The organism is Sphingopyxis sp. GW247-27LB, assembly GCF_002277025.1.
In the GTDB taxonomy this organism is placed as follows: Bacteria; Pseudomonadota; Alphaproteobacteria; order Sphingomonadales; family Sphingomonadaceae; genus Sphingopyxis.
This window is the reverse complement of record NZ_NIWD01000013.1, coordinates 99,059-113,051: the sequence shown is the minus strand read 5'-3', so window position 1 is coordinate 113,051 and position 13,993 is coordinate 99,059. Positions and strand designations below refer to the sequence as shown.

Annotated in this window: 22 protein-coding genes; all 22 read right to left on the bottom strand. The window is 68.2% G+C overall.

Annotated elements, in window-relative coordinates; translation table 11 throughout:
• Nucleotides 1–9: 9 nt before the first annotated feature.
• Entirely contained in the window at nucleotides 10–1,470 is a 1,461-nt protein-coding gene (locus tag CD928_RS17645) for a hypothetical protein (protein WP_095388407.1), read from the bottom strand.
• Nucleotides 1,470–2,078 carry a hypothetical protein gene (locus tag CD928_RS17640; protein WP_095388406.1) on the bottom strand — a complete coding sequence of 203 codons (609 nt, stop codon included), beginning with the start codon at nucleotides 2,076–2,078 and terminating at the stop codon, nucleotides 1,470–1,472. The genes CD928_RS17645 and CD928_RS17640 overlap by 1 nt, the downstream gene beginning before the upstream one ends.
• A complete protein-coding gene (locus CD928_RS17635) occupies nucleotides 2,063–2,575 on the bottom strand; it encodes a hypothetical protein (protein WP_141237195.1) in 513 nt (170 codons plus the stop codon). Before CD928_RS17635 ends, CD928_RS17640 begins: the two co-directional genes overlap by 16 nt.
• Complete coding sequence (locus CD928_RS17630) at nucleotides 2,560–3,156, bottom strand: hypothetical protein (RefSeq protein WP_095388404.1); 597 nt, start codon at nucleotides 3,154–3,156, stop codon at nucleotides 2,560–2,562. The genes CD928_RS17635 and CD928_RS17630 overlap by 16 nt, the downstream gene beginning before the upstream one ends.
• Nucleotides 3,140–3,838 carry a hypothetical protein gene (locus CD928_RS17625; protein WP_095388403.1) on the bottom strand — a complete coding sequence of 233 codons (699 nt, stop codon included), beginning with the start codon at nucleotides 3,836–3,838 and terminating at the stop codon, nucleotides 3,140–3,142. Before CD928_RS17625 ends, CD928_RS17630 begins: the two co-directional genes overlap by 17 nt.
• Entirely contained in the window at nucleotides 3,838–6,414 is a 2,577-nt protein-coding gene (locus CD928_RS17620) for a hypothetical protein (RefSeq protein ID WP_095388402.1), read from the bottom strand. The genes CD928_RS17625 and CD928_RS17620 overlap by 1 nt, the downstream gene beginning before the upstream one ends.
• A complete protein-coding gene (locus tag CD928_RS17615; RefSeq protein ID WP_095388401.1) occupies nucleotides 6,407–6,850 on the bottom strand; it encodes a hypothetical protein in 444 nt (147 codons plus the stop codon). Before CD928_RS17615 ends, CD928_RS17620 begins: the two co-directional genes overlap by 8 nt.
• A complete protein-coding gene (locus tag CD928_RS17610) occupies nucleotides 6,843–7,076 on the bottom strand; it encodes a hypothetical protein (RefSeq protein ID WP_095388400.1) in 234 nt (77 codons plus the stop codon). Before CD928_RS17610 ends, CD928_RS17615 begins: the two co-directional genes overlap by 8 nt.
• A gap of 2 nt (nucleotides 7,077–7,078) precedes the next feature.
• Nucleotides 7,079–7,540, bottom strand: a complete 462-nt coding sequence (locus tag CD928_RS17605; protein WP_095388399.1) for a hypothetical protein — start codon at nucleotides 7,538–7,540, stop codon at nucleotides 7,079–7,081.
• 40 nt (nucleotides 7,541–7,580) lie between these two features.
• Nucleotides 7,581–7,793: a hypothetical protein gene (locus tag CD928_RS17600; protein ID WP_095388398.1), complete on the bottom strand. Its 213-nt coding sequence runs from the start codon at nucleotides 7,791–7,793 to the stop codon at nucleotides 7,581–7,583.
• A 7-nt stretch (nucleotides 7,794–7,800) separates the two neighbouring features.
• Nucleotides 7,801–8,406, bottom strand: coding sequence for a hypothetical protein (locus CD928_RS17595; RefSeq protein WP_095388397.1), 606 nt, complete (start codon nucleotides 8,404–8,406; stop codon nucleotides 7,801–7,803).
• Between the two features lie 50 nt (nucleotides 8,407–8,456).
• On the bottom strand, nucleotides 8,457–8,882 hold the full coding sequence (locus CD928_RS17590; protein WP_095388396.1) for a DUF3168 domain-containing protein: 426 nt from the start codon (nucleotides 8,880–8,882) through the stop codon (nucleotides 8,457–8,459).
• The gene (locus CD928_RS17585; protein WP_217983784.1) at nucleotides 8,875–9,318 is read right to left on the bottom strand and encodes a hypothetical protein; all 444 of its coding nucleotides are present in this window, start codon (nucleotides 9,316–9,318) and stop codon (nucleotides 8,875–8,877) included. Before CD928_RS17585 ends, CD928_RS17590 begins: the two co-directional genes overlap by 8 nt.
• Entirely contained in the window at nucleotides 9,311–9,604 is a 294-nt protein-coding gene (locus CD928_RS17580; protein ID WP_095388395.1) for a hypothetical protein, read from the bottom strand. Before CD928_RS17580 ends, CD928_RS17585 begins: the two co-directional genes overlap by 8 nt.
• Nucleotides 9,604–9,954, bottom strand: a complete 351-nt coding sequence (locus tag CD928_RS17575; RefSeq protein WP_095388394.1) for a hypothetical protein — start codon at nucleotides 9,952–9,954, stop codon at nucleotides 9,604–9,606. Before CD928_RS17575 ends, CD928_RS17580 begins: the two co-directional genes overlap by 1 nt.
• Before the next feature lie 103 nt (nucleotides 9,955–10,057).
• A complete protein-coding gene (locus CD928_RS17570; protein ID WP_095388393.1) occupies nucleotides 10,058–10,267 on the bottom strand; it encodes a hypothetical protein in 210 nt (69 codons plus the stop codon).
• Nucleotides 10,264–10,560, bottom strand: coding sequence for a hypothetical protein (locus CD928_RS17565; RefSeq protein WP_095388392.1), 297 nt, complete (start codon nucleotides 10,558–10,560; stop codon nucleotides 10,264–10,266). Before CD928_RS17565 ends, CD928_RS17570 begins: the two co-directional genes overlap by 4 nt.
• A 3-nt stretch (nucleotides 10,561–10,563) precedes the next feature.
• Nucleotides 10,564–10,743 (bottom strand): hypothetical protein, encoded by a 180-nt coding sequence (locus tag CD928_RS17560; protein WP_095388391.1) that lies wholly within the window; start codon nucleotides 10,741–10,743, stop codon nucleotides 10,564–10,566.
• Between the two features lie 10 nt (nucleotides 10,744–10,753).
• Nucleotides 10,754–11,323 carry a hypothetical protein gene (locus tag CD928_RS17555; RefSeq protein ID WP_095388390.1) on the bottom strand — a complete coding sequence of 190 codons (570 nt, stop codon included), beginning with the start codon at nucleotides 11,321–11,323 and terminating at the stop codon, nucleotides 10,754–10,756.
• Between the two features lie 3 nt (nucleotides 11,324–11,326).
• Nucleotides 11,327–11,893 (bottom strand): hypothetical protein, encoded by a 567-nt coding sequence (locus CD928_RS17550; RefSeq protein WP_095388389.1) that lies wholly within the window; start codon nucleotides 11,891–11,893, stop codon nucleotides 11,327–11,329.
• Between the two features lie 45 nt (nucleotides 11,894–11,938).
• Entirely contained in the window at nucleotides 11,939–12,484 is a 546-nt protein-coding gene (locus tag CD928_RS17545) for a hypothetical protein (protein ID WP_095388388.1), read from the bottom strand.
• Between the two features lie 112 nt (nucleotides 12,485–12,596).
• Nucleotides 12,597–13,916 (bottom strand): phage major capsid protein, encoded by a 1,320-nt coding sequence (locus CD928_RS17540; protein ID WP_095388387.1) that lies wholly within the window; start codon nucleotides 13,914–13,916, stop codon nucleotides 12,597–12,599.
• Nucleotides 13,917–13,993 lie beyond the last annotated feature (77 nt).

Genomic DNA, 13,993 nt, shown 5'->3' with positions numbered 1-13,993 from the left:
TCTTCCTCGTCAGCTGATGACGGCCGACACCGACCCGGCGAGCGCGGACATGCCGCTCCCCGCCTTGAAGGCGCGGGCCCAATAATATCGGGTGCCTGCGGACAGGCTGGTTTCGGTGATCGTGACGATCGCGCCCAGACCGGCGACCTGATCGGGGCCGACCTGCACCGCCGTCCCGAAATCGTCCGTGCCGCTGCCATAAAGGCGCGCATAGGCAAGGCTCGATTGCGTCGGCATCCGAAAGCTGATCTCGGCCTCGCCGGTGCCGCCCTCGGCCGCCAGCTCGGTTGGCGGTCCCAGCGTGTTCGTCGCCTCGGGGGTGATGGTGTCGCTGACGGCCGCGCTCTCGCGATAGCCGACCGTGATGGCCCACACCTGCACCTGATATTCGACCCCGCTGTCCACCGGGCCGCTGCGCGCCGTCAGCTCGTCCTCGTCGACCGCCATCGTTACCCAGTCGCCGCCCGCCGCGGGTCGATACTGTGCCCGAAAGCCCAGGTCGGGACGCGGGCTCGCCCAGCTCGCGCCGATCGCCACGCCGTTCGTCTCGCCGAGCGCGATCGGCACGGCCGACAGGACGAGGTCGGTCGGGGGCGGGACCGTGGGAACGCTCGGCGTCATGTCGGGCGCCAGCGGCGGCACGCCTTCCTCCAGCTCGGCGTCGAACGCCCAATCCTCGGCCCGGACCTCGTCGAGCGCCTGGGGAAGCACGCGCTGCTGATCCAGCTCCAGCCGCAGCGGCCCGACCAGGAACACCGCGTCGATGCCGAGCTGGTCCGACCGCACCCGGCAAAAGCGCTTGCCGATCAGGTTGAGCCCGAACAGGTTGAGCGCCCCCGACAGGTGCCAGCGGTCGCCCAGGCGGGCGAGGTTGATCTTGCCGAGCCGCGACGCCTGGTTGTGATGCGGGGCAAAGAGGACCTCGATCGACTGGGGGTCGGTGTTGGGATCGTCCTCGGCGTCGGGATCGGCGACCGTCGCGCTCTCCTGCTCGCGATATCCGATCGCCGCCTCGGTATAGATCATCTTGACCGCGCTCACCGCGTGCCGTGCGTTCGGCCCGCGCTTCGCGGTCATCGACAGGATATGGTCGTCGGTGATGACGACGGTCGGCTCTTCATAGCGCCCCGTCATCAGGTTGAATTTCCAGTCGGCGTCCTGCCAGATATGGCCGTCGCACGCCTTCAGCATGTCCGCCATCACCTGCCGCCGCTCCTCGCTGGCGAGGCTGTAGCTGCCCCAGAGCCGCCACCGCGCGATCGTCTCGCCGGTCACCGTCGTCTCCGGCAGGTCGCTGAAATCCGCCTCGCGCGCGATCGACGCCCAGTTCACATTCTCATAGCCGAGGCCATAGCCGTCGGGGTGCGCGGCATAGTCGCCGATCACCAGTCCGGCATTGTCGCTCCACTCGCGCGTCGCCTTGTCGGCGATCCGGTGCGGGCCGTCGCCATAGATGGGATCGCCCGCCATTACCCGATCACCATCGTGCTGTCCTTGCGCGGGTCGTAGAGCTTCGCCGCCTTCCGCGTCTGGGTGTATTGGGGGATTTGGCCGTTATAGACCTCGCCGAAATATTTCTGCTTCACCGGGTCGCCGATGATCGCCGCATGCGCGCAGCCGCGCTGGCGATGGTCGGCCGTCCACTCGGGAAATTTCGCCGTCAGCTCGGCGATCGCCGTCTGATCGTCGGTCCCCGACCGCGTGTAGATGTGCACCGCCCCGCGGAACTTGGCGTCGGTGATCGTCCCGCCGACGACGGTGACCTTCTGGTCGTTGATCTTATGCTCCAGGATTTGGTCCTCTTCGCCGGTCCCCAGCGTCACCACCTTCGCGATCGTCCCGTTTCGGCTCTCGTAAAACGTCTCCTGGCCGCCCGTGCAGACGATGCCGTAATGCCGCTTCCGCGACCCGACCGCGACGCGGATATTCTGCTGCTGGTCGCTCGGCTTCGGCCGCGACGGGCCGAACAGCGCGTTGAGCAGCATCGACGCGCCGATCGTCACCACCGTGGCGACCAGCGTCGCCGCGAGTTGCGACAGCCCGATCTGAACCAGAAACCCTATCAGCGCTTGCGGCATGCGACCCTCCACGCCTGGACAAGTTCGCCGGCCGCGATCACCGCCGCGCGGTCGCCGCGTGCCGCCCACATCGCCGGCATCCGGCTCGACGCGCTCCGCGAGCAGATGCACGCTGTCAGCCCCGATCCGGGCAGCCGGACGAGCGCCACGTCGCCGCGCCGCGGCGCGAGGGTTCGCGCGCATCCCATCTCGGCGAGCGCGCGATCGGCGACCGTCTGGAACAGCGCGTCGCTGCGCATCAGCCGCCCCGCGCCGATTCGGCCGAACGCCCGCAGCCACATCGGCACTAGCCGGCCTTTCACCCGCGCCACATAGGCCAGCACGCTCAGCCCGCAATTGGCGAGCGCGAGGTCGAACGGCTCGGCCGCCCAGCGGTGCAGCTCGGCCGCGACGGCATCGATGCCGGCAGCCTGCGCGTCCGACTGGCGCATCATGCGCTCCAGGTCGGACGGCCGCACGGCGCCGCTCAGATCGAAGCTGTTCAATAGTCCGGCCATGTCAGCACCTTGTTGACGATCGCCCCGACGAACTCGAACCCCTTGTCGCCGGGAAAGCGGCGCTGCTGGTCGCGGTCGGTATACATGGCGTAGCGCGGCCGCGACCGCAGCGAGAACAGGCTCTCGGCCGACAGCGTCACCGACCGCTCGCCATTCTCGGCGTCGATCGTGAAAGTCGGCGCCAGGATGCGCCCCGCCCAGATCGGATAGGGCAGGTCGAGCGGGCGCTGGTTTCCCGGATCGGCGGGATCGTCGACGCCGAAGAACTGGATTAGCACCCGCACCAGCCGGCCCTTGCATTCGGGCTCGAACTCCTCGCGCGACAGCCGCAGCACGTCGGCATCGACCCCCGACAGGGTGAACGCCGCCTCGGGCGCCTCGCCGTTGACCGCTTGCTCGACGCCGCTCATCCCGCCCCAGCCGCCCAGCCCCGACCAGCGCCGATCGTCGTTGGTGCGCAGCTCGCCTTCGCCGTTCCACACCCCCATCGGCTGGGTGGTGAAATCGAAATGGACAAGGTTCGCGCATTCGACCTTGCCGCCGCCCAGCGCGGTCGCGATCGTCTCAGGGAAGAGGTCCATCGAACCTCTCCACAAGCTCCAGCGTCGGCCCGCCCCAGCGCCCGCGCTTCAGGGTCAGCTCGCCGCCCTCGTCGTCGGTCAGCCCCGCGATCATCACCGGGCGCAGCCGCAGGGGCTGGTCGACATAGTCGATCCGCAGCGTCGGCGAGCAGCGGATCGTCGCGACGCTGTCCGCCCAGGCGACCGCCGTCGCGATATAGGGTTGATCGTGCAGCCCGAAATAGAGGCCCGCCTGGAGCAGCGCGTCGAGATCGGCGCCGGCATAGCCGGAAAAGTCGGCCGTGATGGTCCGCTGCCCCTGGACGCCCGTCACCGTCACTCCCTCGACATCGCTGGTCGCATAGAGCGCGCCGTCCGAAAAGCCGGTCCCGTCCGAATGCGGGGCAAGGCCCGCCGCGATCTGCCGGTCCCTCGCCGCGAACCACATGTCGAACAGCGGGATGCGCAGCCGGTTCGCGCGCCCTTCGAGCGACGCGATCATCGCCCGCCACGCGAGGACCTCGGGACCGAACAACGTCTCGAACTCCAGCGTCATGCGGAACGGCGGGCGGATCGACGGCACCGCCTGCACCGACTCGTTGACGCTCGTCGTTAGCCCTACCGTCTTGCTCGGCGCGCGGATCGAAATGTCGGTCGGCGACAAGGTCGCCGGCCAGTCGAAGATTTCGGGCTGCCCGACCATCAGCCGCGCCTCGCCATATTGTCCTGGACGCGCGCGCCGACCCCGCGGTCATATTCGGCAAGGCCGCTGCGCACGTTCGCCTGCGACATGGCGTTCATCTGGCGCAGCAAATCTGCGGTCATCACCGCGCCGCGCAGGTCGAAATACATCGGCCCGGCCTCGCCCCCGCCGCCCATCTTGCGCAACGCCGAATTGGGCATGACGCCCACCCCGCCCGGCGTCGCGAACACCGGCTCGGGTCCAGCCTCGCCGACGATGCCAAAGCTGCCGTTGGGGATCAGTCCGCCATCGGCGAACATGCCGGCGAAGACCGAAGACAGCAGACCGCCACCGCCGCCGCCTCCACCGCCGAAGCCGCCGCCACCGCCGCCGCCGAGTGCATTGAGCAGCGGCATGATCACCATCTGCTGGATCGCGATGCGCAGCAGCTCGGCGATGATCTGCTTCGCGACTTGCTTGAACATGTCCCCGAGCGACTTTGCGCCCATGATGACATCGGTGAGACCGTCGCTCAGCCGGTCGAGTCCGTTGACGGCGACGCTTTCCAGTTCGTCGTTGATGTTGTTGCCGACGCCGGCCACCTCGCGGCGATAGCGCTCGAGCGGGCTTTCGTAGTTGCGGTTGAGCTGCTCCTGGTCGAGCGCGCGGCTCTTTTCGAGATTGGAAAGATCGACGAAGGCCGACCATCGGTCGCCGTCGCTCGCGGTCGTATCGTTGATCCGCGCTTCGAGCGCCGCCTTGCGGTCACGATACGCGATATCGAGCAACTGCTGGTCGATCGCACGGCGCCCCTCGCGCGTTTCGGCCAGCCTCATTTGCTTGTCGAGCAGCTCGGCTTCGCTGGCGTTCATCGCCTGGGCGATTTGCAGCGCCTGCTTCGCCAGTTCCTCGCGGCGGCGCCGGTCGAGCAACTCGCGTTCAAGGCTCGCCTTCTTCTCCAGCTCTGCGCGCAGCGTCGCCTTCTCGGCGTCGTCATAGTCCGAGTTCGCGTCGATCCGCCGCTTATGTTCGGCGGTCGCGATTTCCAGCCCCTGGCGTTCGAGCTGATAGCGTTCCTCGGCCGTCTGGCCGAGCTGCGCCTGAAGGTCGGCCTGCGCGTCCTGAAGACCGGCAAGATCGCGGCTATAGCGTTCCTTGCGGCGCTCTTCCTGCTCGGCCGCGCGCGCGGCGCGCTCCGCCGCCTGCGCGGCGCGGCGCTGCGCTTCCTCGGGGGAGGCGCTGCCCGACCAGGCGAAATGGAAATGATCGTCATGGTCGCCCTGGCTGCTCGCCGATCGGCCCGGCCCGAACAGCTGCTGGGTGCCCTTGGCATTGCGCCGGATCGAAACGCCGGCGTCCTCCAAAATCTTCTGGACCTCGGCCGTCGAATATCGGCCCATGCCGCCCTCGGGGATGAAGTCGATCGCCCGCCCGGCATAATGGTCGCTGCCCTTGACGTGCCTGCCGCCCGTCGTCGACGTGATCTGCGACCCGGCGCCGAACAGCATCTTGATCAGCGCCGTCATGTCCCCGACGCTGGCCGCGCGCGAGGCGGCGCCCGAGGCGCCGCCGCTCCGCTTCGCCGCGTTGGCCTTTTCGGTCTCCGATTTCTCCCAGCGGTTGATCTCTTTGAGCTTCTTCAGCTTCTCGTCGTAGGTGGCGATCTCGTCGCGAACGGCTTTGCGTCGCTGTTCGGCCTCGAACTTGATCTTGGCCGTCGTGTCGGTTTCGAGCTTCGCCATTTCCTCGGCGACGCTCGACGCGGCATCGCGCGCCTGCTGCGTGAGTTCGGTGATAGCGGCTTCATTCTCCGCGATCCGCGATTGCATGACACTGCGGCCAGCGGCCATCGCCGTGCCCGCGCCTTCGCCGCCCGCCCCGCGCGCGCTCAGCGTGTCCTCGTTGATCGACGCGAGCTGCGCCGCCAGGGCCTGCCGGAGCGCAAGGGCCTCCTTCAGCTTGGCAGCGGCCGCCGCAGAGGCCGCCGCGGCCGCCTCCAGCGTCGTTTCGTTCGCCTTCTTCTGCTCGGCATTATATTCGCGCAGCGCGGCGCGAACCTCGTCGATGCTATGTTTGCTGGCGTCGAGCTTATCCGTCCAGGTCTGGTTCGCCTTGCCCGCCTTGTCGGCCGCGTCCTCGCTATCGAGCAGATTGCCGATCAGCGGCACCAGCACGATCGCGGCCGTGCTCATCGCCATCGTCCACGGGCTGCCCATGAACGCCGCGAACTTGCTTGTCCCGCCCGACGCGCGCTGCACCGCCTGCGTGATCTGCCCGATCTGCGACGCGAATATCTGCATCGGCCGCGCGCCCAGCGAATACATCGTCGCGACGTCGCTGATCTGCATCGACAGCTGCTGCATGCCGGCGCGCTGCGCGTTCGACATTTTGGAAACCGCCGCCTGGCTGTTGCCGAACCGCTCCGCGCTCGCGCCGGCCCGGTCCATCGACTGGCCGAGCTGATCGGCCTTGCCCGACGTGGTGTCGAACGCCACGCCGAGCTGATCGCTCTTCCCCTTCGCCTTCGCGATCCCGGCATCGAGCCCGCGATCGTCGGTGCGCAGATAAAGCAGGGCTTCGCCGAGTGCTTCAGCCATCGCTGAGAGGCTCCTTATCGGCGCCTTCGTCGCCGGGGCTTGCATCCCCGGCGACCTCGGTCACTGTCGCCTTGCGAGTCGCGACAGAAAGGATCGGCCACCCATGGAAATCAGGATCAGCGGCGAACTGCCCGTCCGCTGCGAGTGCGGCCACGAACATGCGATATCGGTCGCTCGGCTGGAGGATGCATTTCACTGCCCCGCCTGCCGTGTCGAGGATCGGCTCACCGCCGAACAGATCGAGGCGGTCAAGGATCAGATGCGCAAGGCCGCGATCGATGCCGGCGTCGGGAAAGTCCGGGAAGCAATCGGCGAGGGTCTCGCGCGCAGCACGCGAGGCAGCAAGCACCTCACATACCGAAAGAAGTGATCGCACGATCGCGCCGGGACCATCGACGACAAGCTTCAGCTCGATCGGCCCTGTCAGCTCAGCCATCGCTCACCGCCTTCTTATCGGGCGCCGGCAACATTCTCACCCCGATGCCGACCATGCCGAGCTGCGCCGGGCTTGCCTTCACCTTGACCCGGCGACGGTCGCCCATCGCGGCGTCGCGCAGGCTGCGCATCTTCTGCCGCACCGTGCCCTTGTCGTAATGACCCATCGCCAGCGCCGTCGCGTCGATCCGCGCCAGCTGCTCCTCGGCCTTCAGCCGCGGCATCATGGTCAGATAAGCCCGCACCAGCGAAGCAGGCGCTTCAGCCAGCCACCATCGGGCGTCGCCGCCGTAATATCGCTGGAGCCGGGGGAGGACGTCGCCCCAGTCGGCTGGACGCCCATCGCCCGCGTGATCGCTCCCACTGCCGCGAGCTGCTTGCGCAGCAGGAGCGCGATAAAAACATTGGCGATCTCGCGGCGCTGCGCACCGCTCAGCGTCTCGAACACCGCCGCGGGCATATCGACCAGCGCCGCCTGCGCGACCTTGTCGACCAGGACGGCCAGCTCCGCGGCCTCCTCCTCGTCGGTCCCGGCCTCGATCGCCTCGATCCGCCGCGCCCAGACGCTGAAGCGGTGCGAGGCGAGAACCGACAGCTCGTCGACGCTGAACAGCTCGTATCGCGTCCCGTCGACGTCGATCGCGGGGCGCTGAATAAGTGTGTTGAGATCTAGCAGCACTTTTTCGGCCATGAATTTTCCTACGCCGGGAAGAGGGAGGGGGCGGGCCGGGCTATGCCCGGCCTGTGGGGGCGCCTCGCCCCGGAACGCCTTCCGGGGCGAGCACCAGGGCGATGCCGCGGCGCGCGCATTCGGCCTTGATCTCGGCCAGCTCGGTCGCGGCGTCCTGGGCGGCGCGCCGATGGTCGCGCACCGCCTTTTTGTGGGCGCGAAGCTTGCGGCTGACCGCATCCGCCCGCGCGCGCAGATCGCCGATCGGACGCATCGACGCGTCAGCCCTCGGGCAGCGCGTCGGCCGTCTGCATGATCAGGCGGCCGAACAGCTCGGTTTCAATCGCCGCCGCGAGGTCTTCGAGCGCATCGAAGTTCAGCTCGATGCCCGCGGGCACGCCCTTGTTGTAGAGAACGGTCGGGCTCGCCGCCTGATAGCAGCGCGGGACCTCATATTGCGCCGCGTATTTTTCGTCATAAGCCGACTTGCCGCGCGCCAGCAGCGCATATTGCTTGACCTCCTCGCCGCGCGACAGGCCGATCTTCTTGAACCCCGCCGTCCCGACGCCGGCCGCCGTCGCCGCCGGGTCCACGCCGCTCAGCGCCAGCGCATATTGCTCCAGCGTGTTGTCCCACAGCGTCACCGTGACCATCATGTCCTCTTCGGTGCGCAGCGCCTTGCGCGCGCCGACCGATCCCGCGGGACGGACCTTGTTGATCGACTGGCTGTGCTGGACGCTGACGCCGTCGTCGGAATAATTCTTGTCGCCGGACGTGCCGACCATCTTCCACTCGGCGGCGGGCGCCGCGTCGATCAGGGGAAAGGCCGTGCCGACCGGCGCGAGGTAAAGGGTCAGCGGGCCGCTGACGATTTCATAAGGCTCCATGGTTCAACTCCTTGTCAAAACGGGGGTCAGAGAGGCGGGCCGGCACACGGTCAGGCGACCGGCCTCAGCGAATAGAGAACTTGAAAGGACCGGAACGCCTGCGGCCATTGCGTGTCGCTGTCGCGCGCGTCGCCCGACCCGCCCGCGCGGTTCACCCAATGGATCAGCGTGCCGGCGATCACCTGCCGGTCGATCAGCCACAGCCGCGGCGCCGCCGTGCGGATCAGCGTGTCGGCATCGGCCTTCGTCGCGCCATAGGCGATCAGGTCGATCCGGGCCGTGTCGAACTCGGCCTTGCTCCGCGCCGTCATCGACACGCCGCCCGAAGGCGCGACAACCAGCGCGCTCTTCGGCCCGCGATCCAATATGTCGCCCTCCAGCGACCCGCCGAAGACGTCCTCGCCGGTCAGCGCCGTGGTCGGCCCGTCGGCGAGCAGCCACGCGACGAGCGCGCCGATCGGATCGGCCTCAGTCATCGCTCGCTCCCCCGCCGATCTTGGCGTGCGCCTTCTGGATACGCATCGCGAGCGACGGATAGACCGCGTCGGCCGCGGGCCGCAGATAGGGATAGGCCGGGATCGTCACCGACTTGCGCAGCACCACGCCGCCGCCCGGCAGCGGGATGGCGAGCGCCGCGGCGTTCTTCGCCGTGATCACGCCGCCGACCTCCAGTATCCGCGCCTGGACCGCGTCGTTGACGCCCCACACGCCCTCCACCCCCGTCGCGATCGGCCGCGCCGGATCGGTGACGTTGATCGCGCCCTCCAATATGCCGGTGCGGTTCTTCCACGGGTGGTTGCGCTTGGCATGATTGACCGCCGCGCCCATCGCCGCGTTGACGCCCTTGATCTGCGCCTCCTTCCACGCGGCCGACACCGCCTCGCCGTTCCAGGTCAGGCTCTTGCTAGGCACGATCCGCCTCCCGCCCGTCCAGGCTCTCGCGATCGTCGATCGACGGGACCGGCCCGACCTCGACCGCCATCGGCGGCGGGGTGCGGCCGAGGATGCGGACATGCACGGCGGCGCCGGCGTTCAGCGCCGCCAGCTCGGCGGGCGTCGGCAGCCACGCGGTCACCATCGCGGGCGTGTCCGGCCCGTTCACCGTGCAATGGATCGCCTCGTCGCGGATCGGCAGGCCGTTATAGCCCTGCGACTTGCCGACGATGCGCGTCGCCCCCTGGATCACGCCGATCTGCATCAGCCGACCCTCACCAGCGCGACTTCGCGGTGATTATGCTTGAAGTCGATCTCGCCCTCGATGCGTAGCGGCCCGCGGAACAGCACCGCGTCCCCCTTCGCGTTCGTGATCTGCGCGACCCGGTCGCCGGGCAGCAGCTCGGCGCCGAGCGCGATCATCATCCGCACGTCCTGCTGGACCGCGACCTTCTTGCTGTCGACGACGTCGACGCCGGCCTTCGGCGCCCAGGCGAAGCACGGCAGCACGCCATGCGGCTGATAGTCGGGCGCCGCGGGCGCGTTCCACCCGTTCTTGCCCACCGCGACATTGCGCTCGACATGCGCCCGCATCGTGAGGCGACGGCCGATCATCGCAGGAACGCCCGAATGACCTGGACGGCGAACGCCGCCAGCCAGAGCAGCGCCGCCCCGAGCAGCACCGCGCCCAGGTTGACGAATATGTCACGAAGGAAGCTCATGCCCACACCCCGTTGACCAGGACGATCGCCAGGACGCCGGCCACGGCGCCGAGGATGAACCAGACCAACCGGCTGGGCGCCGCGGCCTCTGCCGCCGTCCACCCAGCCCACCATGCGTCGTCGTCGACGAGCATGTTCGCCTGCGCGAACCCGTCGCTCCAGGCTTCGGATCGAACCTGTTCAAGAATGCCGGGCCTGCGCGTCATGCCTCGGCTCCCGGCAGCCGATAGTCATAGCCGTCGCCATATTTGCGAACCCGGCGCTCGACCGTCTCCAGCCAGACCCAGCGGCGGTCCTTCGCCCACCACTCGCCGACTTTGACCGGGCGCCACGCGAGCCACGGATGCCAGCCCTTTGCGGCCTGTCGGACCCGCCATTTATCGTCCAGCCAAAAGAGGCCGGCGATTGGCAGAAACCACAAGGCGGCGATCGCGGCGACCGCGATCACCGGCGAAAGCAGGATGAGCTGTGTCCGCTCGCTGGGGGCATGCCACTTCATCGCTCAGCCCTCGAAAATGCCTTCGCCGCCCACGGCGTTGGCCGCCCACAGGAAGGCGGTTTCGAATTGGGTTCGCGTGACGGCCAGCCCGCGCTTGTCGACGGTCGGATCGGCCGCCATCGCGTCGAGCATCGTCTTCACCGCGCCGATCGCGTCGCCTACCTTCCGGGTCACTTCGTCCATGTCTCTCTCTCTAAGCCAGCAGAAACCCGCTCGCCGGGATCAGCCCGGCAATGATGCTCTCGCGATCGGCGACCGGGTCGCCGCTCAGCGTGATCGAATAGTCGCCGGCGCGCTCGCTCTTCAGCCCGCCGCGATAGGACAGGTCGACCATCATCAGCTTGATGACCGCCTCGTCCCGCTGCGCCTGGCTGGCGCCCTGCGGAGTGTAGGTCAGCCGCACCAGCGGCGCCCAATAACCGCGCCCGTTCGGCCCGCCCGTCAGCCGCTGAAGCGTCCGCCCGCCGTGCAGCAAGCGATAATCGCCCGGTGCCAGCTCCAGCTCGGCCGCGGCGCCGCCGCTGTTGCCGGGATCGAGTTCGACGATCGTCAGCTCGGCGGTCGCGTCGATCGGCGGCAGGACGCGCAGCGTCCGGTTGAACCGGCTGTGCGGATCGTCGGGATCGCCCAGCTCGATCGTGACCGGTCCGACCGGGCCAAGGCGCGCGTCCAGCTCGGCGACGATCGCATCGATCATCGCCTGAAGCTCGGCATCGGACAGCTCCGACCCGCACCGTTCCTTGACCCGGTCGAGCAGCGGCATGGATCAGGCTCCTGTCTGACCCGCGCCGGCGTCGGCCCCGCCTTCCCCGCCAAGCTCGTTGCCGGGCTCCGCCTCGTGCAGTTCGATCGCCGAGGCGACGATCCCGCTCCAGTTGACCCGCGCGCCCATGCCCTCGACCTGCGGCGGCTTCGCCGGGTCGATCGCCGCGAGCTGCGCGAAGCTGGTGATGCCGGCAGCGCTCAGCGCCTTGACCGACGCGGCGCCGATGAACTTGACGCGCGTCAGGTCATCGGCCGCGGACGCCGTGCCCGCGTCGCCGGCGCCGCCCGCGCCCTTGGTGCCGCGGCCACCGCCCTTGTCGCCGTCCGGCGTCTTTTCCTTGTCCGGGCCGGGCGCCTTTTCCTTATCCTGGCCGGGCAGGCCTTCCTTCTGGTTGGGGGCGCGCGAATTGCCCTTGCCGATCGTCCCGTCCTTCAGCCCGAACCGCTGAACGGCGCTATCGGGGATTTCGTCGCCCTTCGCGGCATAGAGGCTTGCCGCCGCCCGATCGCCTTCGCGGACCAGCCGCTTGCTGTCGGCTGTCAGATACAGACGCTCCTTCGCAATCATGAAATCTCTCCTTCTTGTCCGATCACCCTGAGCCCGTCGAAGGGCTCAGTTCGTTTCGTAGAGGTCGACGATCACGGCCGAGCCGTTCAGCGCGGAGCCGAGGGTGACCGTGTTGCTCTCGACCGCGTCCTCGTCGACGGCGACGGTCGGATGGTTCGCCTCGCGCGCATTGTCGCGATAGGCGGCGATCACCGTGTCGCGCGAGAGCGCGACGGGCAGCCCCAGCTTCGCGCCGGTCCCGACGCGAACGCGCTCGGTGTTGGCGGTGTCATAGGGCGGCAGGGTGACCTGGGTGACGGTGCGGAACGCCTTGCTGCCGGCAACGACCGCCGCGCCCGCGAGCGCGATCGTCTCGCTGATCGGCTCGCCGAAGGCGTTGGTGCCTTCGATCTCGACGTCGCCGCTCACGTTGGCGTCATTGCCCTTGACCGTCAGGTTGCGCGGAACGTCCGGCTGGCCGGCGAACGCGTCGATCACGGTCGGATCGGCATCGTCCATAGCGGCATCGCCCAGGATGGCGTTGTCGGCGCCAAGCGCGACCTCGCCGATCTGACACGTCCGCACGCGCGGCTGGGAACCAGGCATCTTCATGGAAATTCTCCTCAAGCTTCCGGCTGGGCGCGCGGGAGAGAGTTGCGCGCCCAGCCGGTGCCGAAGCCGGGGGATCAAGGGACCAGCTCAAAGCACCCCGGCAGGCGATCGATTAGCCGGCGAGCCCGGTGCCCTGACAGAAGGCGGGCGGGCGGAAGGCGACGAGCGCAGTCCGCAGGTCGGCGCGCACGGTGCGCTGCCCCTTCTTGAACTGGTCGTTGACGTAGCCGATCTGCACGTCGACGCCGCGGCGCTCGACAAGGCTGATCCACGCCTGCTGGAACGACCCGGTGTAGCCCGTGCCCTGGGCATCGGCCGAGTTCTGCGCAACCGGCAGGCCCCACAGACGATCGGGGCCGGCCTCGCTCGGGCTGCCAAAGACATAGATGCCGTCGGCCGTGCGCAGCAGGCGGATACCCTCCCAGTCGAGCGGGTGCATGACGTGGTGCGTCGGCACCGCCTGCCCGTTCATGCGGATTTTCGTCATCATGCGATAGAAGACGTCGGGGACCGGATCGCCGCCGCGCGCCTGCACCTGGATACCGACGATATTCTTCAGGCCGCGAAGGTTCGAACCCGCGCCATCGCCGATCAGCGCCTGGCGATCGAGCCGCTGACGGCAGCCGAACGACAGGCGGCCGTTGATGTAGCTGCCCATGAACGGCACGTCTTCCAGCTGCTCGTCGGTGACGGGCAGGCTGTCGCCGATCTTGCGAACCGGGCTCGACTTTTCGGTGAAGACGAACTCCGATTCGGCATATTCGCCGCCCTCGGCGACTTCGACCGCGCCGTGGTTGCGCGTCGTCTCCTCCATGTAGGTGACCTGGGCATTGCCGGTGCGCGAGGTCGGAAGGATGTCGATCAGCTCGATCGGCCGCGTCGTATGCTCGACGAAACCGGGCAGGCGAACCGCCTCGGGCGCATAGCCCGCGGCCGTCGTCATCAGCGCCTTGGCGCCGATCGTGTTGCCGCTGGTCGCCATCGCGAGCAGATCGGTCGCCCAGACGTCGTCATAGGCGAGGTCGATCTGACCCTTGGCGCCCTTCTCGGCCCAGTCCAGGTAGAGCTTGTCGTCGGACACCAGTTCGCCGAGCGACTTGATCAGCCGCGGGCGATCGCCGCCCTTCTCGCCGCCACCCGGCAGGCCGAAGCCGCGGCGCGCCTTGCCGCGATCGGCATGGGCCTTGGCGGCATTGTCGGCAGCTTCGAGCGTCTCGACATGGCCCATGACCTCGTCCAGCTCGTCGTTCATCGCCTTCACCTTCTCGGCGACGGAGACCGAGCCTTTCACCTCAGCGCCGAAATAGGTGACCTTGTTGTAATCATACTGGCCGTCGTCGGTCTTCGCCTCGGCAAAAACCTTGCCCAGATTGTCCTGAAGGGTCTGCGCCTTTTCGCGGGCGTCCTTCAGCGTCAAACTCTTCACCGTCATCGCATGCTGCTCCCTATGGGTGGTCGGAAAATCCGGCCCATGTGGCAGCAGCGATGGCGGGCGTTCGCCCCGGAACA